At 54.0% G+C, this 24,986-nt stretch carries 19 protein-coding genes; 5 read left to right on the top strand and 14 right to left on the bottom strand.

All coding sequences use genetic code 11. The features are described 5' to 3' along the window. Nucleotides 1–18 precede the first annotated feature (18 nt). Complete coding sequence (gene ispG / locus BUB55_RS08160; protein ID WP_073189847.1) at nucleotides 19–1,758, bottom strand: (E)-4-hydroxy-3-methylbut-2-enyl-diphosphate synthase; 1,740 nt, start codon at nucleotides 1,756–1,758, stop codon at nucleotides 19–21. 195 nt (nucleotides 1,759–1,953) lie between these two features. Here ispG and BUB55_RS08155 point away from each other — a divergent pair, with 195 nt between their 5' ends. Continuing rightward, nucleotides 1,954–2,700 (top strand): glycosyltransferase family 32 protein, encoded by a 747-nt coding sequence (locus BUB55_RS08155; protein WP_159431947.1) that lies wholly within the window; start codon nucleotides 1,954–1,956, stop codon nucleotides 2,698–2,700. A gap of 25 nt (nucleotides 2,701–2,725) precedes the next feature. Here the strand turns inward: BUB55_RS08155 and BUB55_RS08150 are convergent, their stop codons facing one another. The 4 genes from BUB55_RS08150 to rpsO all read right to left on the bottom strand — a co-directional run bounded on the left by BUB55_RS08150 (nucleotide 2,726) and on the right by rpsO (nucleotide 8,833). Further along, the gene (locus BUB55_RS08150; protein WP_073189844.1) at nucleotides 2,726–4,396 is read right to left on the bottom strand and encodes an HD domain-containing phosphohydrolase; all 1,671 of its coding nucleotides are present in this window, start codon (nucleotides 4,394–4,396) and stop codon (nucleotides 2,726–2,728) included. A 50-nt stretch (nucleotides 4,397–4,446) separates the two neighbouring features. After that, complete coding sequence (locus BUB55_RS08145) at nucleotides 4,447–6,117, bottom strand: HD domain-containing phosphohydrolase (RefSeq protein WP_073189842.1); 1,671 nt, start codon at nucleotides 6,115–6,117, stop codon at nucleotides 4,447–4,449. A gap of 172 nt (nucleotides 6,118–6,289) precedes the next feature. Beyond that, nucleotides 6,290–8,500: a polyribonucleotide nucleotidyltransferase gene (pnp, locus tag BUB55_RS08140; protein ID WP_369828159.1), complete on the bottom strand. Its 2,211-nt coding sequence runs from the start codon at nucleotides 8,498–8,500 to the stop codon at nucleotides 6,290–6,292. A 60-nt stretch (nucleotides 8,501–8,560) separates the two neighbouring features. After that, a complete protein-coding gene (rpsO, locus tag BUB55_RS08135; RefSeq protein ID WP_073189839.1) occupies nucleotides 8,561–8,833 on the bottom strand; it encodes a 30S ribosomal protein S15 in 273 nt (90 codons plus the stop codon). A 247-nt stretch (nucleotides 8,834–9,080) separates the two neighbouring features. On the opposite strand from rpsO, the gene BUB55_RS08130 reads away from it, so the two are divergent. Continuing rightward, nucleotides 9,081–9,854, top strand: a complete 774-nt coding sequence (locus tag BUB55_RS08130; RefSeq protein WP_073189837.1) for a hypothetical protein — start codon at nucleotides 9,081–9,083, stop codon at nucleotides 9,852–9,854. Between the two features lie 11 nt (nucleotides 9,855–9,865). Beyond that, nucleotides 9,866–10,546, top strand: a complete 681-nt coding sequence (gene tsaA, locus BUB55_RS08125; protein ID WP_073189876.1) for a tRNA (N6-threonylcarbamoyladenosine(37)-N6)-methyltransferase TrmO — start codon at nucleotides 9,866–9,868, stop codon at nucleotides 10,544–10,546. Nucleotides 10,547–10,568: 22 nt separating this feature from the next. Here the strand turns inward: tsaA and BUB55_RS08120 are convergent, their stop codons facing one another. Then, the gene (locus tag BUB55_RS08120) at nucleotides 10,569–11,834 is read right to left on the bottom strand and encodes a sialate O-acetylesterase (protein WP_073189835.1); all 1,266 of its coding nucleotides are present in this window, start codon (nucleotides 11,832–11,834) and stop codon (nucleotides 10,569–10,571) included. Nucleotides 11,835–12,088: 254 nt separating this feature from the next. On the opposite strand from BUB55_RS08120, the gene BUB55_RS08115 reads away from it, so the two are divergent. Next, complete coding sequence (locus BUB55_RS08115) at nucleotides 12,089–12,625, top strand: lipocalin-like domain-containing protein (RefSeq protein WP_073189833.1); 537 nt, start codon at nucleotides 12,089–12,091, stop codon at nucleotides 12,623–12,625. 3 nt (nucleotides 12,626–12,628) lie between these two features. Here the strand turns inward: BUB55_RS08115 and BUB55_RS08110 are convergent, their stop codons facing one another. The 3 genes from BUB55_RS08110 to BUB55_RS08100 are packed head-to-tail and all read right to left on the bottom strand — an operon-like array spanning nucleotide 12,629 to nucleotide 16,722. After that, complete coding sequence (locus tag BUB55_RS08110) at nucleotides 12,629–14,596, bottom strand: transglutaminase-like domain-containing protein (RefSeq protein WP_234971864.1); 1,968 nt, start codon at nucleotides 14,594–14,596, stop codon at nucleotides 12,629–12,631. Then, nucleotides 14,593–15,801, bottom strand: a complete 1,209-nt coding sequence (locus tag BUB55_RS08105) for a DUF58 domain-containing protein (RefSeq protein ID WP_073189831.1) — start codon at nucleotides 15,799–15,801, stop codon at nucleotides 14,593–14,595. The genes BUB55_RS08110 and BUB55_RS08105 overlap by 4 nt, the downstream gene beginning before the upstream one ends. A 12-nt stretch (nucleotides 15,802–15,813) precedes the next feature. Continuing rightward, nucleotides 15,814–16,722: an AAA family ATPase gene (locus tag BUB55_RS08100; RefSeq protein WP_073189829.1), complete on the bottom strand. Its 909-nt coding sequence runs from the start codon at nucleotides 16,720–16,722 to the stop codon at nucleotides 15,814–15,816. Between the two features lie 36 nt (nucleotides 16,723–16,758). Here BUB55_RS08100 and mnmA point away from each other — a divergent pair, with 36 nt between their 5' ends. Then, entirely contained in the window at nucleotides 16,759–17,856 is a 1,098-nt protein-coding gene (gene mnmA / locus BUB55_RS08095; protein WP_073189827.1) for a tRNA 2-thiouridine(34) synthase MnmA, read from the top strand. Between the two features lies 1 nt (nucleotide 17,857). On the opposite strand, the gene nadE is transcribed toward mnmA, so the two are convergent. The 5 genes from nadE to BUB55_RS08070 all read right to left on the bottom strand — a co-directional run bounded on the left by nadE (nucleotide 17,858) and on the right by BUB55_RS08070 (nucleotide 24,984). Continuing rightward, entirely contained in the window at nucleotides 17,858–19,363 is a 1,506-nt protein-coding gene (gene nadE / locus BUB55_RS08090) for an NAD(+) synthase (RefSeq protein ID WP_073189825.1), read from the bottom strand. Nucleotides 19,364–19,459: 96 nt separating this feature from the next. Then, on the bottom strand, nucleotides 19,460–20,692 hold the full coding sequence (locus BUB55_RS08085) for a hypothetical protein (protein ID WP_073189823.1): 1,233 nt from the start codon (nucleotides 20,690–20,692) through the stop codon (nucleotides 19,460–19,462). Nucleotides 20,693–20,784: 92 nt separating this feature from the next. Next, on the bottom strand, nucleotides 20,785–21,651 hold the full coding sequence (locus BUB55_RS08080; RefSeq protein WP_073189821.1) for an NAD-dependent epimerase/dehydratase family protein: 867 nt from the start codon (nucleotides 21,649–21,651) through the stop codon (nucleotides 20,785–20,787). A gap of 11 nt (nucleotides 21,652–21,662) precedes the next feature. Then, nucleotides 21,663–23,099, bottom strand: a complete 1,437-nt coding sequence (locus BUB55_RS08075; protein ID WP_234971863.1) for a DnaA ATPase domain-containing protein — start codon at nucleotides 23,097–23,099, stop codon at nucleotides 21,663–21,665. Between the two features lie 379 nt (nucleotides 23,100–23,478). Then, nucleotides 23,479–24,984, bottom strand: a complete 1,506-nt coding sequence (locus tag BUB55_RS08070; protein WP_234971862.1) for a hypothetical protein — start codon at nucleotides 24,982–24,984, stop codon at nucleotides 23,479–23,481. Between the last annotated feature and the right edge of the window lie 2 nt (nucleotides 24,985–24,986).

Genomic DNA, 24,986 nt, shown 5'->3' with positions numbered 1-24,986 from the left:
CAGGATGACACGTTGTAATTACGGTTCCTGCCAGCGGCCGCGCTCCTTAATCAAATTCACGAGTTCCTCGATGGCATCCTCTTCGGGGATATTCTTCTTCACCGCCGTCTTGCCCTCGAACAAGGTAATGCGGCCGGGGCCACCGCCCACGTAGCCGAAGTCGGCGTCGGCCATTTCGCCCGGGCCGTTCACGATGCAGCCCATGATGCCGATGGAAATGTCGGAGAGGTGTCCGAAGCGGGCCTTGATCTTGCCCATCACCTGCTGAATGTCGTAGAGGGTGCGGCCGCAGCTCGGGCAACTGATGAAGTTCGTCTTGCTGCGGCGGCAGTAGGCTGCCTGCAGAATGTCGAATGCAAGGAGCACGCATTCCTTCGCGCCCTTGTAGCCGTCGATAACGACGGCATCGCCAAGACCGTCCGTCACGAGGCTTCCGATGTCGGCGGACACGCGGAGCGTTTCTCGTTCGTTGTCGTTAATCTTGGCGTAGAGCAAAATCGGGTCTTGGCGACCTGCGGCATCCAGTGCTGCAGCAAGGGCGCGCACGCCGGAGACCATCTCGGCTCCAGTATAGCAGAACACGGAACCCGCAGGCACGGTCGCCGGATTTGCGGCGAACCCCGCGATGTCCATAGCATCCTTGAACTGCACCACGGGGGCGGCATCCAGACTCGGGAGAGCGAATTCAGCGTTGCGGCGTTCGCCGGTAAGTGCAATCGCGTCGGCCTTCACGCCGACCTTCACCGGACTACCTCCGCCAATATCCACGCCTGCAACCTTCACGACAGAAGTCGCGCGGCGTTCGTAATGGTACGGGTCCTTCTCGAATACGGGCACAGCGTAGCTCACCGGCTTTGTCGGGAGAGCGCACGCCTTGATGAGTTCCTGCGCCACCGGGACTTCGGCCACCGGATCTTCGGTCAGGGAAACACGAATCGTATCTGCCAGGCCATCGAGCAAAAGCGCACCGATACCCGCAGCGGACTTCAAACGCCCGTCGGCACCGGCTCCGGCCTCGGTCACGCCCACGTGGAACGGATACGGCTTGAAGCCTTCCTGCTTGATGCGGGCAGCGAGCATGCGGTAGGCGGCAATCGCCACGCGCGGGTTGCTGCTCTTCAAACTTAAAACGACCTGGTCAAAATGTTCGGCTTCGCACACGGCCAGGTATTCCATGGCACTTTCGACCATGCCTTCCACCGTGTCGCCGTAGCGGTAAATCATGCGGGCAGAGAGCGAACCGTGGTTCACGCCAATGCGGATGGCGCGTCCCAGGCGCTTGGCCTCCTGTACAAACGGAGTGAAGGCTTCGGCCACCTTCTCCTTGCCTTCGTCAAAATTCTTGTCAGTCTGCTGGTCGAGCGTGAGGATTCCGGTATCGACGAAGTTGCCCGGATTGATGCGGACCTTCTCGACCCACTTGAGCGCCTCGAACGCGGCCTTGGGCTGGAAGTGAATGTCGGCGGAGACCGGCACAGTGCAACCGGCGGCTCGCACGCGCTTCATCACCTCTTCGAGGCCGGCGGCGTCGGCAAATGTCGGAGCCGTAATGCGGACAAGGCCACAGCCCACCTTGGCAAGAGCAAGCGTCTCGGCGACCGTCTTCTCGACGTCCTTCGGTTTGGTGGTGGTCATCGACTGAACTAAAATGGGGGCCCCGCCCCCGATCAAGGCCTCGCCCACGCGGACCTGTACAGTTTCCCTACGGACTGCCCTCAGGCGGTCGGCAACATAAGGGAATTCAGAAAACTTAGTCATGCCTCCAAATTTAACAAAATCGGGGCAAGTTTTCGCCCGTGAAAAAAGTGATTCGAACCAGAGGGCGGCCCATTTGTCCAAGTTTAAGGACATCTTTGCTTACAATATTGTGACTCATAACATTTTTTCATACAAAATTGCGAAAAAATGCGCCATTTCGCGAAAAATTTGTTAAAATATGTACACGGAGTTTTTATGATTCCAAAGAAGATTCACTATTGCTGGCTGTCCAATGAACCTTTCCCTCCAAAGGTTCAAAAGTGCATGGAATCCTGGGAAAAGTACCTCGGCGATTACGAAGTCTATTTCTGGGATTACCAAAAAGCCGTGGCCACCGGCATTCCCTGGGTACTTGAAGCCCTGGGGCAGCAGAACTGGGCATTTGCCGCCGACGCGGTAAGGCTTTACGCCTTGTATACCGAAGGTGGAATTTACTTGGATTCCGACGTGGAACTCCTCAAGTCTCCCGACGAACTGCTCGACCGCCCCTACATCCTCGGTTACGAGAACGGGTCCAAGCGCATTGAGCCCTCTTTCCTTGGCGCCGAACCGGAGTCGCCCATCATCGGCGAAGCCCTGAAGTACTACACGGAACGTCACTACGAGTACAACGAAGAACAGGTCGAAAAGCTCGTGCTCCCGCAGATTCTGGCAAACGCCTGCGACCAGTTCTACGGCCTTGAAATTTTGCCGGAATGGTATTTCTCGCCCAAGCGTTTTTTGGACGGCGCCATCACCACCGCCGACGAAACCGTGAGCATCCACCACTTTGGCAGCAACTGGCGCCCCGAGGCAGTCCGCATCGGCATGAAGCGCAGGCAATACTTTTTCCGCAAGTTCCCGCGGCCCATCGCCGAGCTCATCGCGGCACCGTTCTCGTTCCTCGACAACGTGCGGGCGATGGGACTCTTCAAAGCGGTCAAGAAGATTTTCACCAAATAAAAAAAGCGGTTCAAAACCGCTTTTTTTAATGCTCCACGCTCTTGTAGTAACTTTCGAGCTTGCCTCGACAGTTAATGAAGTGCCGCTTTAGGCCGGGATCAAAATGGCTGCCCATGGAACCAATGATAATGCTATAGGCTTCGCCGAACGACATGCAGTCCTTGTAGCAACGGTGACTGACCAAGGCGTCGTAGACATCGGCTATCGCCATGATTCGTGCTTCAAACGGGATCTCTTCGCCCTTGAGACCTCGCGGGTAGCCTTCGCCGTTCCAGCGTTCGTGATGGTAGCATGCCACATTCTTGGCAATTTCCACAAAGAAGGGCTTCTCAATTTCAGAGAGCAGGTTCTCGACAATGGCGCAACCCTTTTCGGCATGCGTTTTCATCACCTCGAATTCTTCCGGAGTAAAACGGCCCGGCTTCCTCAGGATCTGGTCGTCAATGGCAATCTTACCCAAGTCATGCATAGGAGCCGCCGCCACCAGGGCGTCAAAGAAGTCCTTGGAGTACGAGAGGGACTCGTCCTTTTGGATTTCGTGGGCTAAAATCGTCGCCACTTCGCTGGTTCGCATAATGTGGCCGCCCGTATTGCTGTCGCGGCTTTCGACCATCTTCGCCATGCCCACGATCATCTGTTCTTGGATGGCGTGGATATGCGAGGCGTTGTTCTTGACGACGTTCTCGAGTTTGTTGTTCTTGGCACCGAGATGCTCGATGTAGCGTTGCAACCGGGTTTCATCTTCAATGCCGAACAAGTAGATTTGCGAGCGCTTTTTATTGCGCACTTCCTTGAGCGAAGACTTGAAATGCCTGTTGTTATATACAAACTGGTTGTACTTGGATCCACGGCCCTCCGCCAGGTCCTTGATCCAGCCACGAAACACCCGGGCAATCTCCCCTTCCTCTGGCAACATGTGGTCAACACGGTAGGTCAGTAAATCGGGGAAGAACTTGGTCGCAATATCGTTGCAGCCCAAATAAGAACCCTTGGTCGAAAAAGCCACATAGGCGCAAATATTCTCCGCCTCCAGCGATTCCAGCACGCTGTTGGAAATATCGTACATCTTGATTTGCACGCAAACGTACAGAAGCACGACTTCGTTCAAAACGTACACCAACGGCATGATGAGCATGTCGTTCTCGATTTGGCGCGATACAATAAAGGCGGCTATGGTGATGAACTCCAGTACGGCCAAGGCAATCAGGTTCTTGTAGCTCACATTGCGCTCGTTCACGCCGGCGTACACAATAATCGCTACCGTGGCACAGGTGTAGCCCACAAGCATGATATCCCACAAAACATGCGCCGGACCATACGTGGCCACATAACTGCCTACTCCGCTCGACACCACATAGCGAACGGATTCATAATAGATATCGCTCTCGCCCACAGTACAAGAGAGGCCAAACAGCACGGCGTTGACAATGCCGAGCAAAATCTTCCCCCAAATGGGGAAATTGAAATTGCAAAGGCGCAGCACCACAAAAAAAACGAACATGGGCAAAAAACATGCCCCCAGGTAGCACACCTTGTTTGCAACAATGACGCCCTCCAAAGTTTGGGAGAGGGCGACAAACAAATGCCCAAAATTCGCCACAATGATGGCAAAGAAAATAGCCGTAAAATAGCTGTTGAGCCGCCGCCTATAAAAGAACGACAGAATGCAGGCGTTCACAACGGAAATCGCACACATCGCTATTAAATACGCAATAATCATGTTTCTAATAAACTATATAAAAAAAATCAATGTTGCACAGAAACGTAATATTTCATCAAAGAATCGTAAATTTCAACAAAGTATTTTTCCAAGGCGGGGTCAAATTGCGACCCCATGCCGTCCACAATAATATCGTAGGCGTCATTGAAGTCCATGCGGTCCTTGTAACACCTGCGGCTCACCAGGGCATCAAAAACATCGGCAACGGCCATAATGCGGGCTTCTAGCGGGATATTTTCGCCGGCAAGGCCCATCGGGTATCCACCACCATCCCAACGCTCATGATGGAAATTGGCCACGTTCTTGGCAATGCGGACAAACTCAGGGTCCTCGATCGAGGTCAGGAGGTTCTCGACAATCACAGCCCCCTTAGCGGCATGCGTCTTCATGACCTCGAACTCTTCCTTGGTAAACTTACCCGGTTTCCTCAATATTTGGTCGTCCACGGCAATTTTACCCAAGTCGTGCATTGGGGCAGAGGCCACCACCGCCTTGAGGAAAGTCCCCGACATCTTTTGCGTCTCGTCCTTACGGATCTCGTCGGCCAGGATCTTCACGACTTCGCTTGTCCTCATGATGTGACCACCCGTATTGGCGTCGCGGCTTTCGACCATCTTCGCCATGCCCACAATCATTTGCTCTTGCAAAACGTGCATAAAGTTGGAATTCTCGGCAATGGTCTTTTTGAGTCGGCTCTGGTTCTTGCCCAGCGAATCAATATAAAGACGGACCTCCGTGTTGTCTTCTATCTTAAAGAGGTAAACACGCTTGCGGTATATCTGGGGCAACACCTTGACCGTACAGTGGTAATAGCGTCCACCCCGATGGAAATCGAACGGGGCCACAGTTTTGGAAGCCTCGAGACGGGTCACCCATGGGTTGAAAAGCTTCCCCATTTCGGAGTCGTTGGCAAGTGCCCAGTCCACACGGCAACCTACCAAGGCCGGGAAATACTTCAAGGCAATGTCGTTGCAACCCAGATAAAGTTTGCGAGTCGAGAACGAGACGTAGGCGCTCACGTTGTCGTTTTCCATGGACTTGACGACGCTTCCAAAAATGTCGTACCACTTGACGTTCGAGCAAATGTACAACAAGAGGACCTGGTCTATCACGTAGACCATCGGCATGACGAGCGTATCATTTTCTACGCTCCGTGCAACGAGGAACGAGGAAATCGTCACAATCTCGATGAGCGTCAAAGCGACGATATTCTTGACCGAAACACTCTTGCGGCGCAAGGCGGCAAAAACGATGATGGCGATATCCGAAACAACATAGCCCAAAAGCATGACGTTGAATACATCGTGTCCCCAGCCGTAAGTGGCGACGTAATTGCCCACGCCACCCGATATGAGAAACTCGACGGTCTTGTAATAAACAGGGCTGTACCCCACCGTCATCGAGAGTGTACAAACAAAAATAGAAAGCAATAGCAGGAACAGTCCTAAGAACGTGGAAATTCGAAGTTTGCAGACCTTCAACAAGGCAAGAAACATGAACATAGGGAGGAACGCCGCGCCAAGGTAGTTCACCTTGTTGGCGATAATAGCCCCCTCAAGTGTAGTCGAAAACCCGAGGAGCATGTGCCCAAAGTTTGCGACCACCGTAGCACAAAATACGTAGAAAATGAAATTATTCTGCTGTTTTCTAAAAAAAACGGTCAAAACGGCAAGATTTACCGTCGAAAAAGCAAACATCAGAACTAAATAAATTTCACCCATTAATCATAAACCAAAGGCTTGTTTCACAAAGTTAACATTTTTGTTGGCAAACAAAAAAACACGGCTATTACTTTATTCTCATTTTCAGGGTAAAATAAAAAACCCGATGCCTATCGGCACCGGGTTCTTTAAAGCGGTTTGCTACTGATTAGCCTTCCACAGGAGCATCTGCGGCAGGCGCCTCGGGAGCGGCTTCGGCCGGGGCGGCTTCAGCGGCCTTCGGAGGGAGCAAAGCCTTCATGGAGAGCTTCACCTTGCCCTTCGGGTCAACGCCGAGGCAGAGCACTTCGACTTCGTCGCCGACATGGACAACGTCTTCGACCTTTTCGACGCGGTGGTCGGCAAGTTCGGAGATGTGCACGAGGCCGTCACGACCCGGGAGGATCTCGACGAAGGCGCCAAACGGCTGGATCGTCTTGACCTTGCCCTTGTACTTGCGACCCGGTTCCGGTTCAGCAGTCAATTCCTCGATCATGCGGCGGCAAACTTCACCAGCCTTGCCGGTCGGCGCAGCGATGTCGATGTTGCCGTTGTCGTCGATATTGATGGTGCAACCCGTCTGGGCCTGCATGCCCTTGATGACGGAGCCACCAGAACCGATGACGTCACGAATCTTGGTGGTCGGGATGCGCATTTTGAGCATCGTCGGAGCCTTCTCGGAAACCTTCGGACGCGGAGCGGCGAGACCGAGCGTCGTCATCTTGTTCAAGATGTGGAGACGGCCCTGCTTAGCCTGTTCCAAGGCTTCGCGCATGAGTTCCGGCGTGATGCCGCGGATCTTGATATCCATCTGGAAAGCGGTAATGCCTTCGGCAGTACCCGTCACCTTGAAGTCCATATCACCGAGGTGGTCTTCCGTACCGGTGATGTCGGTCAAGATCTTGATCTTGCCGCCTTCCTTCACGGAACCCTTTTCGGAGATGAGGCCCATGGCAACGCCTGCAACCGGAGCCTTGATAGGAACGCCAGCGTCCATCAAGCTCAAGCAGCCACCGCAAACAGAGGCCATGGAAGAAGAACCGTTGGATTCCTGAATTTCGGAAACCACGCGGATGGTGTACGGGAAGTCGTCCGGAAGCGGAAGCACGGCAGCGAGAGAACGTTCTGCCAAGTGGCCGTGACCGATTTCACGACGGGAAAGGCCCAACTTCTTGCATTCGCCCACAGAGTACGGCGGGAAGTTGTAGTGAAGCATGTAGCTCTTGGAGCCTTCGCCCTGGAGACTTTCAAAGCGTTGTTCGTCGGCCTTGGTGCCGAGCGTACAAATGACGAGGCCCTGGGTTTCGCCGCGCTGGAAGATGGCGGAACCGTGGGCACGCGGGAGGACGCCGAGTTCAATTTCGATCGGGCGAACTTCCGTGGTGGTACGTCCATCGAGACGCACGCCTTCGTTCAAGATCATCTCGCGCATGGCGGTACGTTCAAGGTCGCTGTAAATGGCCTTGGCGTCGGCAACCAGGGCGGGATCGGCGGCTTCGCCTTCGCCCGTGATGGCCTTGATACGGTCGTCTTCCAGCATGCGAGCGCAGAGGTCCGCCATAGCCGGATAGAAGTCCGTCTTGACCATGTTGGAGTGGACGTCCTTGTTGAGTTCGTCCCAGACCACGTCCTTGACGGCAGCCACGAGCTTGTCGTGAGCTTCGCCAGCGTGCTGCGGCTTGAGTTCCATCTTGGGCTTGGCGCAGCGGTCCACCAGTTGCTGTTGGGCCTTGCAAAGTTCCTTGATGACTTCGTGACCGGCGAGAATCGCATTGACCATGCAATCTTCGGAGACTTCATAAGCGCCACCTTCGACCATGCAAACGGAGTCTTCGGTACCGGCGACCACGAGGTCAAGATCGGCCACGGCGAGCTGGTCATAAGTCGGCATCACGACGTTCTGACCGTCAACCACGGCCACACGTACGGCGGCGACCTGCTGTTCAAACGGGAGTTCCGAAAGGCCAATCGAGAGAGAAGCTGCGCTCACGCCGAGAACGTCGGGAGCGAACTTCTTGTCGGCCGAAAGGACCTGAACAATGACCTGGACTTCACGAGTGAAGTTTTCGGGGAACATGGGGCGAATCGGACGGTCGATAATGCGGGCAGAGAGGATTTCCTCATCGCTCGGACGACCCGATTCACGCTTGTTGTAACCACCCGGCAGGCGACCGGCAGCATAGGACTTTTCGCGATATTCCACCGTCAGGGGGAAGAAGTCGCCATCCTTCTCTTCGCCGTAGCAAACCGTAGAGAGAACAAAGGCGTCGCCCATCTTGGCGACCGCCGCTCCACGAGCCTGCTTTGCAATGCGACCCGTTTCAAAAGAGATGACACGGCCATCGGGAAGCGTCACAGACACTTCCTTGGGGTCGAGCATCTTGCCATACTTGGCTTGGTATGCGTCAATAGACATAGATTATTCTCCAGTCCGCAGAGATTAACCGCGGAGACCGAGTTCCTTAATAAGAGCACGCTGGGCGACAATATCCTTTTCGCCATAGTACTTAAGGAGGTTTTTACGCTTAGCAACCATCATGGACAGACCGCGGAGGGAGTGGAAGTCCTTCTTGTTCACCTTGATGTGTTCAGTGAGGTTCTTGATCTTTTCCGTGAGGATGGCGATCTGGACGCGAACGTTACCAGTGTCCTTTTCGTTTTCGCCAAACTTAGCGGTGAGTTCTGCAGCTTTTTCTTTTGTGATGGTAGCCATATTACTATCCATTTCCTTTTGTTTTGATGTTTATTGTTTTAATTGCCTTCTTGTCTAAGTGTTCGCTCCGCCCAGTGGAATATGTAGAACTGGACGCGAAACCGAGATAAAAACGCAACTGTTGGGGCTAAATATAAGAAAATGTGAAATATGAAATGTAAAACGGAAACATAAAAATGGACTGAAAAAAGCCCTAAAAAACGTCTTTAAAGCCCCCCTGAGCAGCTTTTTCTATCTTTGGCACGTTATGTTCGAGGCTCTGAACTTCAACTTCTCGTTTTACGACTGGCTCCTAGTCTTTATGGTCACGGCGCTCGGTACCGTGAGTGCCTACCTCAAGGACCCGCAGCTCAAGGCGGTCACGGCAACCATTCCCATCCCCTTCGGCTTCGCCTACATTGCGGTGGGCCTCCCCATCGGGGCGGCAAATGCCATTTCGGGGTTCATGTGCATGCTCTACGCGAACATCGTGCGAATTCTGCATTACAAAGCCAAAATCCCCATCGTCCCCGCCATCATCCTGGGGCTCGTCTTTTTTGTGGTCGCAGGCATGTTCCTCATGCCGAGAGTCCCCGAGGGAGAGCCGTTCTTTATCGCCGTCTGCATTTTTGACTTTGCCGCAGGAGTATTCCTGTTCCAAACGCAAAAGTACAAGGCGGGAGTCCGCTACAAGACTCCCCTGCCGGTCTACATCAAGGCGCCCGCCATCGCCTTTGTAGTCGCAGGTCTCATGTTCATCAAAAAGCTCATGGGCGGCTTTTGCACAAGCTTCCCCATGATGAACTCCATCGTGAGCTACGAGAGCCGCCACTCGCTGGGCGACCAGTGCAGGCAACTCCCGCTTTTCTTGATTGCGGGCCCGTTCATGTTCCTTGAGATGCACTTTATCGAGACGCGCCTCGGATGGAACCACTGGATTGTCCTTTTGTGCGGCTACGCCCTGTTCACCGTCATCTACTGGCCGCTGAACAAGGAACTCAAGCGCCGCAACGAATGCAATTACAACAACAAGGCAAAGTAATGGAGGGCAAAATGGACTCGTACAACTTCAAGGTCATTGCCCGCATCAAAAACGACTTTGACGAAAAGTTCGGAGTCCCGCGGCAAAGCGGGATCTTGCGCAAAATGCGTTCGACCATCGTGTTCGAGCCCGAGTTCCGCAACGCCGACGTCCTGCGCGGCCTTGACGGTTTTAGCCACCTGTGGCTCCTGTGGATCTTTTCGAAGAACGTCCGCGACACGTGGAGCCCTACAGTGCGCCCGCCGCGCCTGGGAGGCAACAAGCGTCTGGGCGTATTCGCCACCCGCAGCAGTTTTCGCCCGAACCCCATCGCTATGAGTTGCGTCAAAATCGAGGAAATCCACCTGGACGGAAATAACGGCCCCGAGATCGTGGTGAGCGGCGCCGACCTCATGAGCGAAACGCCCATTGTGGACATCAAGCCCTACCTCCCCTACGCCGACTGTATTGAGGGCGCCGCGGGCGGTTTTGCCGGGAGCATTCCCGAGGGAGCCCTGCAGGTGGAATGCGCCCCCGAAGAATTAAAAAAACTTCCCGCCGATAAGCGGGAAACCCTCATTGAAATTTTGAAACAGGACCCGCGCCCCCACTACCAAAACGACCCATCCCGAATTTACGGATTCAGTTTTGGGGGGAGCGAGGTCCACTTTCAGGTAGACGGCGACATTCTCACCGTCACCTCGATTGACTGACCGGGTCAAAGACTCGGATAGCCTACTTAACCCCAATCTTTTGGACCATCACGATCGAGCCCACCTGCACCGAGAGCATGTAGCTGCCGGCGGGGAGAGCCTTGGCGTCAAAGCCAAGCGTACCCGAGGTCAAGCTGTTACCAAAGTCGAGCACTTCCTTGCCGAGCAAGCTGTATGCCTTTGCCGAAACGACCCTTTCGCCGTTCAAGGATACCGGGATCACCACGCGGCCGGCCGAGAGCATCGCTCTGCCGATGACCGGTTGCACAGCCGAAGCGGCAATGCCCTGGGGTTCTCCGCTCGAGCTCACGCCCCACCAGTTGTGGTGCGAAGACGAAGACGTCTCGTGTATATGGGAAGAGGAACTCGCAGGCGCCACGGCAGAAGAGCTCTCGGCTACCGAGCTGCTGGATTCTGCCACGCTGCTGCTGGATTCCGCTGTTCCGACCGGTTTGAGCTTGTCGCCCAACACCTCTATCATCTTCTCGGCATAGCGCTTACCAAAATCGCGGTATTCCTGCGAAGTAAAATGCACGTTCTGGCCGTCGCCCAGGGCCTGGTTGAACCCTTCGGAAGAAACCACGTAGAAGTTCTTGGACTGCTGCGGGAGCTTTGCTATGTTGTTGTTCGCACCGCTGCTCACGCCGCTGCGCAGCACTTCGCCCGCGAGGAACGGGATGTCGGCCCCGAGGCCCAGGTCCTTGATGATGTTGTCGTAGACGCCCTTGACCTTGGAGGGCCAGCTACCATCACTGGCATCGGTTTCTCCCTGGTGGAAGATGATGCCCTTGATGACGCCATCCTCCTGCGCCTTCTTGGCCATTTCGATCAAGCGACCGTAGGGGTTTCCGCCGTATTCGTTGATGCGCTGCGTCATATAGCTCTGCTGAGACCTCGCATAATTTGCATAGTTATTCTTGTCGAACAACTGGATGCTGCAACCTGCAACGGCCACCACGATGACGCCCACCTTGATCTGGGAATCGGTTTTTTCGACCATGGTACGGCCGAAGTAATCCGTAGGCCCGAGTTTTGCTCCCTGGCAGTGGGCAAGCGGCGGAGTGGCCTTGGACCACTTTCCCTTGGTCTTTCCAGAACAGGAGCCGTTGTCTGAAGCCCAGAGGTCCTGGAATCGGTCGTCGACCGTCTTGTCCTGGTTTTCGACATTGCCTTGGCCTTCCATATTGGACTGGCCAAACGCGAGATAGATGTGGAAATTGGGATCTGGGTCCGCCAATGTGACGGACGCCGCCATCAAGGCAGCAAATCCTAAAGACTTGATGTTCATTTTTTACTCCTTAACAACACACTTTTACAGGACTTTAAAGAGCCCGTGAGCATAAATTATTATGGAAAGAATGTTTTTTTTCTAAAAAAATTCCATTTCCGTTGTATAAATATTCAACATCGGACCGTTTACAAAGCCCCATTTTAACCGACAAACGCAAAAAAAGGGCTTTACCATTCGTTTTTTTTCGTTTATCGTTTTTTTTACAGCCGAAAAATTTATATTCCAAAAAAAAACAACAAAAGAGGATCAATATGAAAAACAAGATTTTGGCCATGGCAGCCATCTCCAGCCTTTGCCTTTTGGGCGCTTGCAGCGAAGACGAAGCGGACCCGACCCGTGCCGAGCTCTGCGCCTCCGGTCTGAGCGCCGACTGCCTCATTGGCACCTGGAACCTGAACGGAGCCTACGAAGTCGTGCTTAACGAAGACGGCACGGTCACCAGCAGCATCTTCCCCGACCACAACTTCTCGGCAAGCCCTTCCAAGCTCACCTTCAACGAAGGTGGAAAGTTTGAATTTGACCTCTCCAAGGTAAACCATGCGACCTGTGCAGAAAGCCCCGTCTATGGAGACTGGTCCATTTCGGGCAAAACACTCACCCTTAGAACCAGGAACGGCAACACCTGCATGAACCCCAAGACCTGGACTGGCACCCCGGGCATCAAGGTCAACGGCGCCGTTGTTGAAATGGACATCCCCGGCATTTTCTTCTTGAACTCCGAGATGGAATATGCCGATGAAAGCGAAAAACTAAACACCCACGAAATCTTTACGATTAGCGCCAACTAGGCGTTAACGACGCCAACGGTTCTTTTCGTACTGGCGCAGCATTTCTACAGCTTCAAGGCAGTCCTCGTCTTGAAGCTTTTTTTGTACACGGAGGGTGAACGCCGAAACAGTCTCGCCCGCGGCCCTGGTATAACCGGCTTTCAAGAGGGTCCGCTCGGCCCGATCGAGGATGGCGATCCAGTGGGCAGCCCGATTTCCCTTCGGTTGACCACGCCTCCTTGAAAACACCCTGCGAACCTTGAACAACGCAACAAGGATCACCATCAAGACCAAGCCCGCATAAAAATAGGGGCTGTCCAAAACGCCAGCAGTCGTGCTTTGCCAACTGTCAACAACCCTACGCCACTCGCCCTCCCTGAGCACGTGGAATGCGTAGGCAAAGCGGCCCTTCAAGGATTCCCACTTGATCTGCCACCAGAACGACCTTGAATCCCACATTACCATTATGGGAGGCGTCGGATCGAACGTGAGCCATTGGTCGTGAGCGTAGACTTCCACCCAGGCATGGCTATGGCGACGGCGGAACAGCGCATATGGGCGGCCCTCCACGCGCTCGGGATGGGCAAACCCCGAAACATAGCGCGCCGGAATCCCAAAGTGGCGAAAAAGAAGCGTCGCCAACGTCGCGTAGTACTCGCAATACCCTTGCTTGGCATTCCAAAACACAACAAGCGGGTCGGCACGAGTGCCGCTGGACTGGCGGCGCGCTTCACGTACACCGGGAACAACCAGCGAATACTTGAAGTTTTGAACAAAGTACTGACGGATGTGGTACGCCAGCGAGTCCGGGTACCCCTCGGTGATACTTGTATCGGAGGGCAGTTCCATGACCCGAGCCACCGAATCGACAAATTCTCGGTAAAGCACCCCTATCTGGAGGTTCACGGAGTCCCTCGCTCCCGCGCTATCGATTTCGAACAAAGTTTGTTTTGCCGGAGGAACGTAATAGTACCAGTCCCCACGATTGCCGTTCGCCCCCGCAAAAATGCCGGAAGCATAATAGTCCAGGGAGTCCGCGTTCTTGGCCGCCACGCCCACCGCACGCGGGTCCGCAAACAGGTAGCCAAAGTTGTCGAAGGCGGACTGCACCCACACCGACTTCACGCCCGGTTTACGCGTCACCGAATCTGCAAGTTCAAAAACGGCGTAGTCCACGCGGTAATACTGCGGGTAAATTTTGCTTTCGGCCTTGGCGGGCAACTTCCAAAGCCCGGCAACGTACTTCTCGTAAACCGCGGCACGGAGGTATTCCGGTGCCAGCGAATCCCAAACACGCAACACGACTTGATCGTTGTAGCGCGACGTGTAGTTGTTCGAGAAGGAGCCCAGTGACATCACGGGGTCGAAACCCATTATGCGGTTTCTCTCGGCGAAATCCCTTTCCCACCGTCCATCGTAATGTCGATGGCTTTTCCAGTATTGCCAGCCGCCAATGGCCGCAGCGCCCATCCCCATAAAGAGCAAAACAAAAAGGAGGTGTTTGTACAAAGCCGTCCGTGGGCGGGCGTAAGTTACCGCCACCAGCAACAGCCCTGCGGCCCCCAGAGCCACGCACGGGCGCGGAGCCTGAAAAAGTCCCATGAACAAGGCGGCGACCCCGTTGAACGCCACAAAGACTTCGTAGGCTCCGTTGCCCACACTCCGTTTTTGCAGCCACGCGAGGAACAGTAGGTACCACGCCGGGATGTAGACGATATACGGGGACATCCCGTAGTCCACGCTCGGGGTCAGCACCCACCAAATGGCGCACGGGACAATCCCCAAATAGGCAATTGTCTTTTTATAGCGAGGGGGAGACGCCTTCGGTTGCGAGAACAACCAGCCTCGAAGGGGCAAGTACACAAACAGAGCCAAAAAGAGGATGCCCAAAAAAAGGAGTTCGCTGCTCACTCCCAAATTGAACGAGGCGATGCACAAAAAGAGCGTCCTGCAAATCTCACGCACGTTTTTTTCACGGGCGAACGTCATCATAACGAGACCTCCGCAGGCACGCTGTGCAAAAACAGGACATCATCCGACGGGGATTCGGCGGGCTGGGCGCCGTGTCGCATATCAACCACAATCTGCTTGTGGACAAGGGCATTCAACTCGGGTTCAAGACCCAGACGAAGTACGGGCCCCGTGGGACGTGCGGCCGGGGACCACGTTTTTTTTGGCGGAGCCTTTTGCCGGTACAGTCCTGCCCGCGGGATACGGGCCAGGGACTCGAGCAGCGAAACTCCGCCGTCGGCACTGACCAGCGGGACTTCCTCGTTGCCGATAAAAAAGCGTCCGAGAGTCCCACGCTCCAAAAGCCATAGGCCGATGCCCGCGGCCAAGCGCACAAGCGGTTCCAAGTTCATCTTTTCGCGCAAGCCCCGTGCTGTGGTGTCGAGCACCAGCACGGCACCGGCGCCCCGCTCCGTCTCGAACTCCTTGGTGAAGGGGCGCCCGTAGCGGGCAAACGCCTTGTGGTGCAAGTCTCTCAGCGAATCGCCCTCGCGATACTCGCGCACGCCCACAAAATCCATGCCGCGCATAAGGCTCGGCATCAGTAGCGGGGCGAACACCACCCCGCTCGCCCCCGACGTGAGGAAGGAAAAACTTAAAATCTTTACCGGGCGCGGGAAAACCAAAAGTTCAGCCTTGCCAACGGTCGCCGCATAACGCAGCATCCCCTGCACCTCGGGAACAATCACCGCCACCTTCGGAACCAAATACGCACCACGGTTTCCCACCCGAAGGCGACACTGTAAATTCGCCACCTCGCCCATGGCAAGCGGTCGCAAATCGGGCTCCTCGCACTTTATACTCGGATCCATCCTAAAGCAGCCGACACTCACCGCGTCCATTTTGTTTGCCGCCGTCACAGTAACCGTCAATGTGGTTTCGCCACCCTCGAACGCCGGCGGCACCACCACCTCGCCCGCCATTACTTTGTTCTTACGGCTTGTCAAGAACAAGCTCGGCACCAATGTCAAAATGAACAAGAAGTCAATTCCGCAAAAAATCCACGCCGCCCAAAAACCGGGGACCATCCCCACAAACATCGAAAACATCAAAAGCGCAGCCGCCGCATGCCCCGCCGGCATAAAGTTCTCTTGCCAACGATAGTAAAGGCGCATCAAAAGCCCCGCACGCTTGGGCGCGCGAGGGATCGCCTTGACAATCCATGTGAGGGGCTGAACAAACGACATGGAACTCTATCGCTATTTAGGGATTTTCACCTGTTTCACGATCTGTTCCAAAAGTACTCTCGAAATCCCGGGAGTCGACTCCTTGGCAAATACGCGGTGTTCCATCACGGGGTAAAAAACTTTTTGGATATCGTCGGGATTCACGAAATCGCGACCCGCCACATAGGCGCTTGCCTGCGCCATCTTCACCAGGTTAATACCCGCACGCGGGCTCGCCGCCAAACGCACCGCCGGGTTCACGCGAGTCGCCTGCACCAGCGAGACCACGTATTGTTCCAAAGCCTCGTCCACGTGGATCCGGACCACTTCCTTGCGCGTCTTCAAAATCTCGTCGGGAGTCGTCACTGCAGTAAGCGAGTCCAGCGGTTTGGATTCGCGGTGGCTGCGCAAAATCTGGAGTTCCGTCTCGTCGCTTGGGTAGCCCAGCGAAAGCCGGATCATAAAGCGGTCCATTTGAGCCTCGGGGAGCGGGAACACCCCATGGAATTCCACAGGGTTCTCGGTCGCAAGCACCATAAAGAGTTCCGGCAACTTGTGGGGAGTCCCTTCCAAGCTCACCTGACGTTCTTCCATGGCCTCCAACAGGGCGCTCTGTGTGCGGGGCGACGCACGGTTGATTTCGTCGGCCAAAAGCACCTGCGTAAACACAGGACCCTTGCGAATTTCAAAGTCGCCCTTGTTCGCCTTGTAAACCGCACCGCCGGTCACGTCGGCCGGGAGCAGGTCCGGGGTAAATTGGATTCGGGCAAAATCGGCACCGACCGCCGCCGCGAGCGCCTTCGCCAAAGTCGTCTTGCCCGTGCCGGGGACGTCTTCAATAAGCACATGGCCATCGGCCAGCAAGGCCATCACGAGCATTTCTACGGAATCGTGCTTGCCCAAAAGCACAGAGTCTAAAGCATCTATAAGTCGTTTAATCATATTTTTAAATATATCCTCAAATTCTATATTTGGAACATGGATTCTAAGAACAACACCGTTATAGTCGGGCTCTCGGGCGGAGTGGATTCCGCCCTGGCCGCATGGACGCTCAAGCAGCAAGGCTTCAACGTCATTGGAGTCACCATGGCCACATGGGACGGCTCCCTGGACATTCCCAAAATCGAAGGCAAGTCCGGCTGCTACGGTCCCAACGAGGACGAGAGCATCGCCGAGGCCAAGACCGTGGCCGACCGCCTTGGAATCCCGCACTACACCGTGCAGGTGTCTAGCGAATACACCCACGAGGTGCTGGACTACTTCCGCAGCGAGTACCGTGCGGGCCGCACGCCGAACCCGTGCGTGCGCTGCAACCAGACCATTAAATTCGGCGCGCTGCTGAACGCCGCCCGCAAAATGGGAATCCAGTTCGACTACTTCGCCACGGGCCACTATGCCCGTCTCGATTTCAAGAGCCCCACGGAACCCTTCTTGTACCGCGCTACCGACCTGTCCAAAGACCAGTCATACTTTTTATCGCGCCTTTCCATAGACCAGCTCTCCATCGTCAAGTTCCCCCTCGGCGGCATGCGCAAAGAAGACGTGAAGGCGCTCGCCCGCGAAATCGGCTGGGCCGACTACGCCGACAAAAAAGAGAGCCAGGATTTTTTGGAATGCGGAGACTACTCCGTGCTCTTCGACGAATCCGACAACGTCCCCGGCGACTTTGTGGACCTCGAAGGCAACGTACTCGGGCGCCACAAAGGCATTGTCCACTACACCATCGGCCAGCGCAAGGGTTTAAACATCGGCGGCCAGCCGGAGCCCCTCTTTGTCGTGAAGATTGACGCCGAAAAGAACCAGGTGGTACTCGGTCCGCGAAACACGCTCCAGTGCACCGAAGTCCACGCCGTGAACGTGAACCTCATGGTCGAAAATAACGCGCCATGTCTTTCTAAAAAGCTCTCGGCGCAAATCCGCCTGGGCCACAAGGGTTCCATGGCAAGCATCGTCAACTTAAACGACAACGAAATCACCGTGCGTTTTGACGAGCCACAGTTCGCTTCCACGCCGGGTCAAATCCTGGTACTCTACGACGGGGACGGAGTCGTACTCTCCGCCGTCATCGACAAATAGCCTAGCCCTGGCTTTCGATATATTCACCGCCAAAGGCGCTCCCGCTCACCGAGAGGATCGGCGGGAACTGAATGCGCTTCGCCAGTGCAATGCCGCGGAACCGGCGATGCCAGGCGCGCATGTCTTCGAGGGCGGCATCCTTTGTTTTGAATAACTTCTTGAAGTACTTCTCGTCGGCGCCGATCTTTTTGCAGAGCGTGCCGTTTGCCAGCAACTTCTCGGTATCCTCGAGCGCGTGGCGTTCATCGACCCAGTAGGCAAAGAGTCTGTCGTGGTAGGGGTACTTGATGGGGTCGCCCTTACCCTCGTCCACGTTCATCGCGTCGCTCAGTTCTGCGCTGGCGGGCACGTCAATGGAGGCCTTCGGGATAATTTCGCCATTGCGGTTGATGTAGTTCGCAAGTTCGTAGACCTGCGTTTTCCAGAGATCGCCCAAGGCGCACATCACACCGCAAGAGTCGCCATAGAGCGTGCAATAGCCCGCGGTGGCTTCGCTCTTGTTGCCGTTGCAGGTAATGCCCGCGCCCAAAACGGAGGCAATCGAAAGCAACACGCTCGACGAACGCGTACGCGCCTGCAAATTCTCGTAATGGAGGCCCTCGACCTTGATCTTGGCGTTGCTGCGTTCGAACTTGCACTTGGCCAAATCCTTACGGATGGCATTCAGCATGCCCTCAATCGGCGCGACCGTATAAGGGCAACCCAAATTGACCGCCAGGTCGTGGGCGGCATTCTTCGTGGTGCTGGAATTAAAACGGGTGGGCATGTTCACTAGGTAAACGTTCTCGGGCCCAATCGCCTCGGCATAGAGCGCCGCAGAGACGGCACTATCAATGCCGCCGCTCGCCCCGATGACCATGCGCCCAATGTGAAACTTCTTCAGGTTCTCGCGAATCATGAGCACCAAGGCGTCATGGACCTCGGCAATCTTTTGGGTATAGGGTTTGAACGATTTCGCGGGTTTGCCCTCCGGGTCGTAAACCTTAATGCCACCTTTGGCATCCACCTTCACCAGGGCTTCCGCCGCCTTGAACTGCGGCATACGAAAAACGATTTTCCCCGTCTTGTCAAAAATACAACTGCCGCCGTCCATGGCATAAATGTTCTTGCCCGAATTGCAGGTGCCCACCGGCGCCACATAAAAAACAGGCCTCTTGGCTTCGCGGGCCACCTTGGAATACTTTTCTTTCACAACAGCAGCCTTTCCCAGGTTGTAGGTATGCTCCAACGAGACCACGACAAACTGTTTCTCGAGGGAATCCCCGACAATAATCTTTTTATCCTTGTTGAGCTTCACGAACTTCCTAAAACAAGCCGCCCAGCGGCCTTGCAAACCGCTCTCGAAGCCTTTTGCCCCCAGCATGTAACTACCCAACAGGGCTCCCGCAGGGAACAGAACGTAATCGGCGCCCGCCTTTTTAGCTCGGGAAATCGCAGCGCTCATCGTGTTGAAATTCTCTTCCGGATTCCCCGGTTCCACGTTCATTTGGACCATGTAGATATTCATCGTTCGACCTTTGGCGGCTACAGCGCCTTTTCGGCACAAATATAAAAAGTTGCCGAACGCGAGTCCGGCAACTTTTCAAAAACACTCAAGCGAGCCTTATTCGTACTTGGGGGCAGCCCAAGTTTCAGGAATTTCGACTGGTGCCGGATCAGCCTCGCCAATGAACGAAGGCGTATGGGTAAATGTAAAGCCCTTCTCGGCATCAAAATCCGTCACCTTGCCCATGACCGCCTTGCAAATATCGGGGTCAAAGCAAGTTTTGCTGCTCAAAAAGAGGTAGTCGCCAAACACACCCCAGTTTCCAGTCAAGTGCGGTTGGACACCCACCAAAATTTCATAGGTCTCGTCAGACTTCAACTTCATGGTCCACTCCTTGCCACCAGCCGAGGCATCCCATTCCGTCGCAAGCTTGTCGACATCGAGATTTTTAAACTCGAACTTAGAATCCTTACACGAGTTCTTGGTTCCCACAACAGGCCCCATCTCAAAGGAGGAGGAAACTTCCATGGTGTAGAGGGCGCTGGAAGATTCCCTTCTGAACTTGGGCAGCATAAGAAGCTTGCTGCGCTGGATGTCGAAATACCCGGCGATCCAGTTGACAGTATCCTTGCCGACAACACGAACCAGCATAAAGCTGTCGTCAAAGAACGAATAGACATTCGTGGTGTCGCCAACTTCGCAGCTCAACCGCTTCCCCGTGACGTCTTCGGCTTTCGAAAGGATATCTTCGCTAAACTTGACCCTGTCCGTGACAACCTTATTGGTGTCGCCCTTGTCCACAAAATACAGGAGCTCAGGTTCTTCGCCTTCCTGGTTCACAATAAAGTTAATCGTCAAGCCGTCGTGCGCCATGGACTTCAAGGAGTCGATCGTACCATTGCCACTGATGTAGGCAACGCCCGCATTGGAAGAGCCAATCTTGAGCTTACCGTTGGCAAAATCCGATTGAACCGCCACCCAGGCAGAATCCTGGATTTCGCCCGGAAGCCAGAAAGTAAAGAAACCCTTCTTGGCGCCGGCAGAAAGCTTGATATCCGTACCAAAAAGTCCCTTCAAAACCATATTCTTTTCGAGGTCATCGAAGGTCGCGGCACGAATCGGGGCGTTGTCGTCAACAGAAGAAGACGATTCATCCCCATCTTGCACCGATGAACTTGATTTATCCTCGTCAGATCCGCTGGAACCGTCTTCGCCCATAGAAGACGAAGACTCCACAATTTTGCTATCCGTCTTGTCGGTATTGTCGACAGAGGTACTGCTGTCATCGCCACAGGCGATGAGCGAAAGTGATGCGGCCAAGCAACCGGCCCACAGGAATGACTTTTTCATTAGAGCTCCTCTTTTTAGCAAAATATACTCCAAAAGCCCCCAAAAAGCTAAAAAAGGGAGTAAAAAACAAAATTTATACTAAAAAAATCACACTAAAATGCCGATTTTGGTGCGTAACCCAGATCTTTTTTGGCGGATTCTATCCCGGGGACAGCGTCGTACAAAAAACCCGCCAGGGCCTGTTCGGCCGAAACCCGGCTGCCACCAATCCAGTTTTTGAAGGCTGCCGCCTTTTTTGCAACCCACCAGGGGAGCGGGAGCATGAGGTGCCTCAACCCGGCGCTCGACAAAATCAGCTGCGCCATCTGCGCCATCGACATCACGTCGGGACCGGCAAGGGCATAGGTTTTGCCCACCGATTCCTTGCTCAAGCCCGCCGCCGCAACACCCGTCACCAAATCAACGCTACGGACCGGGCGTTTCAACGCCGTTCCGCCCCCGGGCAAAAAATACACCGGGAAACGCTTGACATAACGGGCGTACATATTGAACTCGACACCGCCACCATCGCCAATCACAAGCGTCGGGCGCACGATGGTCCAGTCGAGTCCCGATTCCTTGACGCACGCCTCCCCCGCAAGTTTGCTTGCGCCATAGGGAGTTAAAACTGGGTAAGTCACAGAAATACTCGACACGTAAAGAATCCGACGAATGCCGGCATCCTGGCAGGCAGACACCACGTTCCGCGTGCCCCCGGCATTGACACGCTCAAAGGCGGCCGGGTCGGTCGAAAGCAAAACGGCAGCTAAATGAAAGACGGCATCCACCCCGTCAAAAGCGGGGCGCATGGAACCGTAGTCGGTAACATCCCCCCGAAAAACCTCCACCTGCGGAGGAATCGCATCATCCACGCAATCGCCCGGGAGCGTCAAAACGCGAACACACACACCGCGTTTTAAGAGCTCCCGACACAGCGCCTTCCCTACGACGCCGGCACCACCCGTTACTAGAATCCGCACCAGAAACCTCTCTATGTTTCTAGCATATAGCGGAGATCTTTGACCTGCCTCGCAAGGGCATCATCCTTGTCCATCATGGCTTTCAAAGATTCGATGGCGGCGATTACTGTGGAATGTTTGCGATTAAAAAAGCGACCCAGTTCCTGGAATGTTTCCGATGTAAATTCCTGGCACAGGAGCATGGCAATTTTACGCGGGATCGAAGCCTTCTTGTCTTGACGGCTGGAGGTCAGCACCACCATGTCGACATCGAATGTCGCCGCGACAATCTCGCTAATGCTCTTGAGCGTAAGCGTGGCACCGTCATTTTGTGGGGAGACCAGCAACTGCTTGACGCAACTGAGGTTCAACTCCACACCGTTCAAAGTGTGCATTGCCCTAAGCCAGTTCAGCAAGCCCTCGATCAGGCGCACGTTGGCACGCGGCGGAATCGAAAGGAACCGGTAAATCTCTTCGCGATCCTTGTCGGCAAAAGGTAAATCCTCCGACTTTCTGCGAATCAAGTCCATACGGGTGGCAAGATCAGGTTCCTCAAGCCCAACACCCACGCAATTTTCCAAGTGTGCCAAAAGCATGGCGCTCAACTGCGGAATCTTGGATTCGCGAACGGGCTTCTCCCCCATAGCCAACTTTTTGAAGGCACTGGGATGACGGTCGCATGTGAGAACCACCTGCTTACCACGACTGCGCAAGAACTTGATCAACTGGACAAGGCGTTCCTGGCTTCTGGTACTTCTTTCAAGAAGTTGGATATCGTCAATCAGCAAAACATCACATTCTGCATAACGTTCCTTGAACTTCTGCAAAAGATCCTGCGCCAAATCCTTTTCTCCGGCATAAGATGCTTTGCCAATAGAAGCGCAATCACGCAAAAAATCAAACGCCTGTCGATAAACAATCTTAAAACCAGGGCAAGTCTTTTGAAGGCGCGCCCCAACAGATTGGATCAGGTGCGTTTTGCCGAGCCCCGTAGCCCCATACAGCAAAAGCGGATTCAGGTCCTTGTCCCCCGGATTCTCGACAACTGCCTGGCATGCGCGCAGGGCTGTAGAATTGCAAGAACCTTCCACAAAATTCTCAAAGGTATTGTTCTTATAAAACAGGGCTTTGGCACGGGGAACTTTTTTCGCTACAGGACGCGGAGTCCTAATGACCGGAGGCATCGGGGGCGTCAGCTTTATTTCCGGAATGGTCTGCGACGGCTCCAGGATTCGGACCTTGTAGTCAATAAAAGCAGAACCCAGTTCCTGGGCAAAATACTTGCGAAGCAAATTGCCATAATGGCTATTGAGCCACGTCTCACGGAAAGTATCGGGCGCAGTAAGGAGAACGTAGCCCGCTTCAAACCCTTCGTAGCCGATGGCGTCCAAAATGGCCGTGCCAAAATCGTTGCATTCTGCACAAATCTTTTCGCGCACAGAATGCCATGGCGACACGGGATTAATCAATAAAGAAACAATATTTTCCACTCTATACCAAAAATCAATAAGTAGGTCTAAAAAACGTTGGGACAAAAAAATTAAGTAAAGCCCCAAAGGCGAGGGAAAAACTTCTCGTATTTTTTTAAGGATTGCCCAAAACGGGGCAATTTCGGCAAATTTATTTTAATCCCCAAAAATGCCCATTTCATTCCGCAAAACACCCAAGTTTAATCACGCAAGAATCCATCCCATCCCCATATGGATTTCACAATATATCAACAGGAAAATTTTAAACCATCCCTTGACAGCCGCCCTACTGCACAAATCAGCAGTCCCAGCACCCAAAAACGGCTTTTTTTGCCAAATTTTAGCCATTTTTTGACATCATAGGCACGTAACTCATTGACTATGGGGCAGTTGAGTAAGCATCTTGTAGTTTTTTCTTATCAAAAACGACATAGTTGCTATCCACATATTCTGCACTCCACATAGGAGCGTTTTCCAAAGCCTCAATTAAGGCGCCCCAACGGGCATAGTATCGCCGGGGGAACACCGCCCTGTCTATGCCCAGCGCTTCAGCGTCACGAACAAATTCGTTCGGTTGTTCAGAATACCGCAGATATCGTTCAAAAAAAACAGCCGTTTTAAGGATAAAGCGCCCATCAATATAGGTGGAATCCATGGGATTCACAAACGCCAGGTAGCCACCGGCACGGTCATCGTTAAAAAGCCTCCCCGCATGCGGGTGCGCTTTCATCCACTGCGCCGCCATTACGGGCACCCGTTGAGCCGAAACCATCGTCGCTTCGTATGCCGTCAAGGACTTCGCCCAAAAACCGAATATGGCAAAGACCAGGAGGAGCGAAAGCCACACACTCTTCTTTGCCAATGGGACACAATGCACCTTGGGCAAAACGCACGCCATGGCTACCGGCAACAGCAACACAAAGTTCCGCTCGGCTACAAGCGTCAAACACGCCATTATCGCCAAGCAGCCGCAAGTGACAAGATTTTCACGCCAAAAGCCTTGAACCGCGCGCTCCACGGCAAAGGCCAATGCAATCAAAGCCACGACAATCATCATGATCGAGGGAAGCAGGTTTTCGCCTGCCATCAAGAGCGTCACAGGGCTGCGGTTCTCGGCGATTTCACTCGCAAAAATGACGGCCGAAGGCGAAATGCCCAAAAGACGATCCAACAGACCGAATGGGTACAAGAACAAGTCGAGTCCATCCCGGTGAAAAAAAGGCGTCAAGAACAAAACGGCGACAAAAAAGATTGCAGGCACATCCCTAGCGGGAGAAAACCGCCCCCCCTTTTTTTTGAAATTCTCTGCCACAGCCGCCGCAACGCAAAGTCCCGCAAACAGAGGTCCCAAAATATAAAGCCCCTGGACATTGCACCAAATCCATTGCAAAGCCAAAATCGCCAATACGACCGATACCATAAGCAACCGTTTCACCGACACGCCGTCATACCAACAGCAAACGAGCCATGGCAATACATTCCAGTAAACGCCCAAAAACAAAAGGGAAAATACAACTGGTCGAATTTCGAACTGAAAACGGAAAATGAAAAGTAAAAGGACCGACACCGCCATAACGGGCCATGTGCGTGCCGTCCCAAGCGACGGAGAAAAGGTCTTTCGCAGAAAAAGGGCAAAGACACACCCCCATAAAACAGCCTTGAATGCAACCAGCAAAGGGGCTCCACCAGCAGTATAAACAAAAGCCACCACCTGCTGAAAAAAATCATGCACATTAACCACGGGAATCCGCACGGGAGTCCACGTAGTCACCCACTCGCGGGCGCAGGCCATGTGCCACCAAATATCGGTATCGGTCAACGGGAAAATGGCAAACAATGTTGCAGCTAGGGCAACCAAATATGCGGGCCAAGCTGCGTTACGCACGT

Origin of the sequence: Fibrobacter sp. UWP2, assembly GCF_900141705.1 — a bacterium.
Classification (GTDB): domain Bacteria; phylum Fibrobacterota; class Fibrobacteria; order Fibrobacterales; family Fibrobacteraceae; genus Fibrobacter.
Note: the sequence above shows the minus strand (reverse complement) of the source record. Positions and strands in the feature narration are given on the sequence as shown.

Excerpts from the sequence above, each read along its gene's own strand:
- ispG (WP_073189847.1), bottom strand. The coding sequence starts at position 1,758 with ATGACTAAGTTTTCTGAATTCCCTTATGTTGCCGACCGCCTGAGGGCA.
- BUB55_RS08155 (WP_159431947.1), top strand. The coding sequence starts at position 1,954 with ATGATTCCAAAGAAGATTCACTATTGCTGGCTGTCCAATGAACCTTTC.
- BUB55_RS08150 (WP_073189844.1), bottom strand. The coding sequence starts at position 4,396 with ATGTGTGCGATTTCCGTTGTGAACGCCTGCATTCTGTCGTTCTTTTAT.
- BUB55_RS08145 (WP_073189842.1), bottom strand. The coding sequence starts at position 6,117 with ATGTTTGCTTTTTCGACGGTAAATCTTGCCGTTTTGACCGTTTTTTTT.
- pnp (WP_369828159.1), bottom strand. The coding sequence starts at position 8,500 with ATGCTCGACCCCAAGGAAGTGTCTGTGACGCTTCCCGATGGCCGTGTC.
- rpsO (WP_073189839.1), bottom strand. The coding sequence starts at position 8,833 with ATGGCTACCATCACAAAAGAAAAAGCTGCAGAACTCACCGCTAAGTTT.
- BUB55_RS08130 (WP_073189837.1), top strand. The coding sequence starts at position 9,081 with ATGTTCGAGGCTCTGAACTTCAACTTCTCGTTTTACGACTGGCTCCTA.
- tsaA (WP_073189876.1), top strand. The coding sequence starts at position 9,866 with ATGGACTCGTACAACTTCAAGGTCATTGCCCGCATCAAAAACGACTTT.
- BUB55_RS08120 (WP_073189835.1), bottom strand. The coding sequence starts at position 11,834 with ATGAACATCAAGTCTTTAGGATTTGCTGCCTTGATGGCGGCGTCCGTC.
- BUB55_RS08115 (WP_073189833.1), top strand. The coding sequence starts at position 12,089 with ATGAAAAACAAGATTTTGGCCATGGCAGCCATCTCCAGCCTTTGCCTT.
- BUB55_RS08110 (WP_234971864.1), bottom strand. The coding sequence starts at position 14,596 with ATGATGACGTTCGCCCGTGAAAAAAACGTGCGTGAGATTTGCAGGACG.
- BUB55_RS08105 (WP_073189831.1), bottom strand. The coding sequence starts at position 15,801 with ATGTCGTTTGTTCAGCCCCTCACATGGATTGTCAAGGCGATCCCTCGC.
- BUB55_RS08100 (WP_073189829.1), bottom strand. The coding sequence starts at position 16,722 with ATGATTAAACGACTTATAGATGCTTTAGACTCTGTGCTTTTGGGCAAG.
- mnmA (WP_073189827.1), top strand. The coding sequence starts at position 16,759 with ATGGATTCTAAGAACAACACCGTTATAGTCGGGCTCTCGGGCGGAGTG.
- nadE (WP_073189825.1), bottom strand. The coding sequence starts at position 19,363 with ATGAATATCTACATGGTCCAAATGAACGTGGAACCGGGGAATCCGGAA.
- BUB55_RS08085 (WP_073189823.1), bottom strand. The coding sequence starts at position 20,692 with ATGAAAAAGTCATTCCTGTGGGCCGGTTGCTTGGCCGCATCACTTTCG.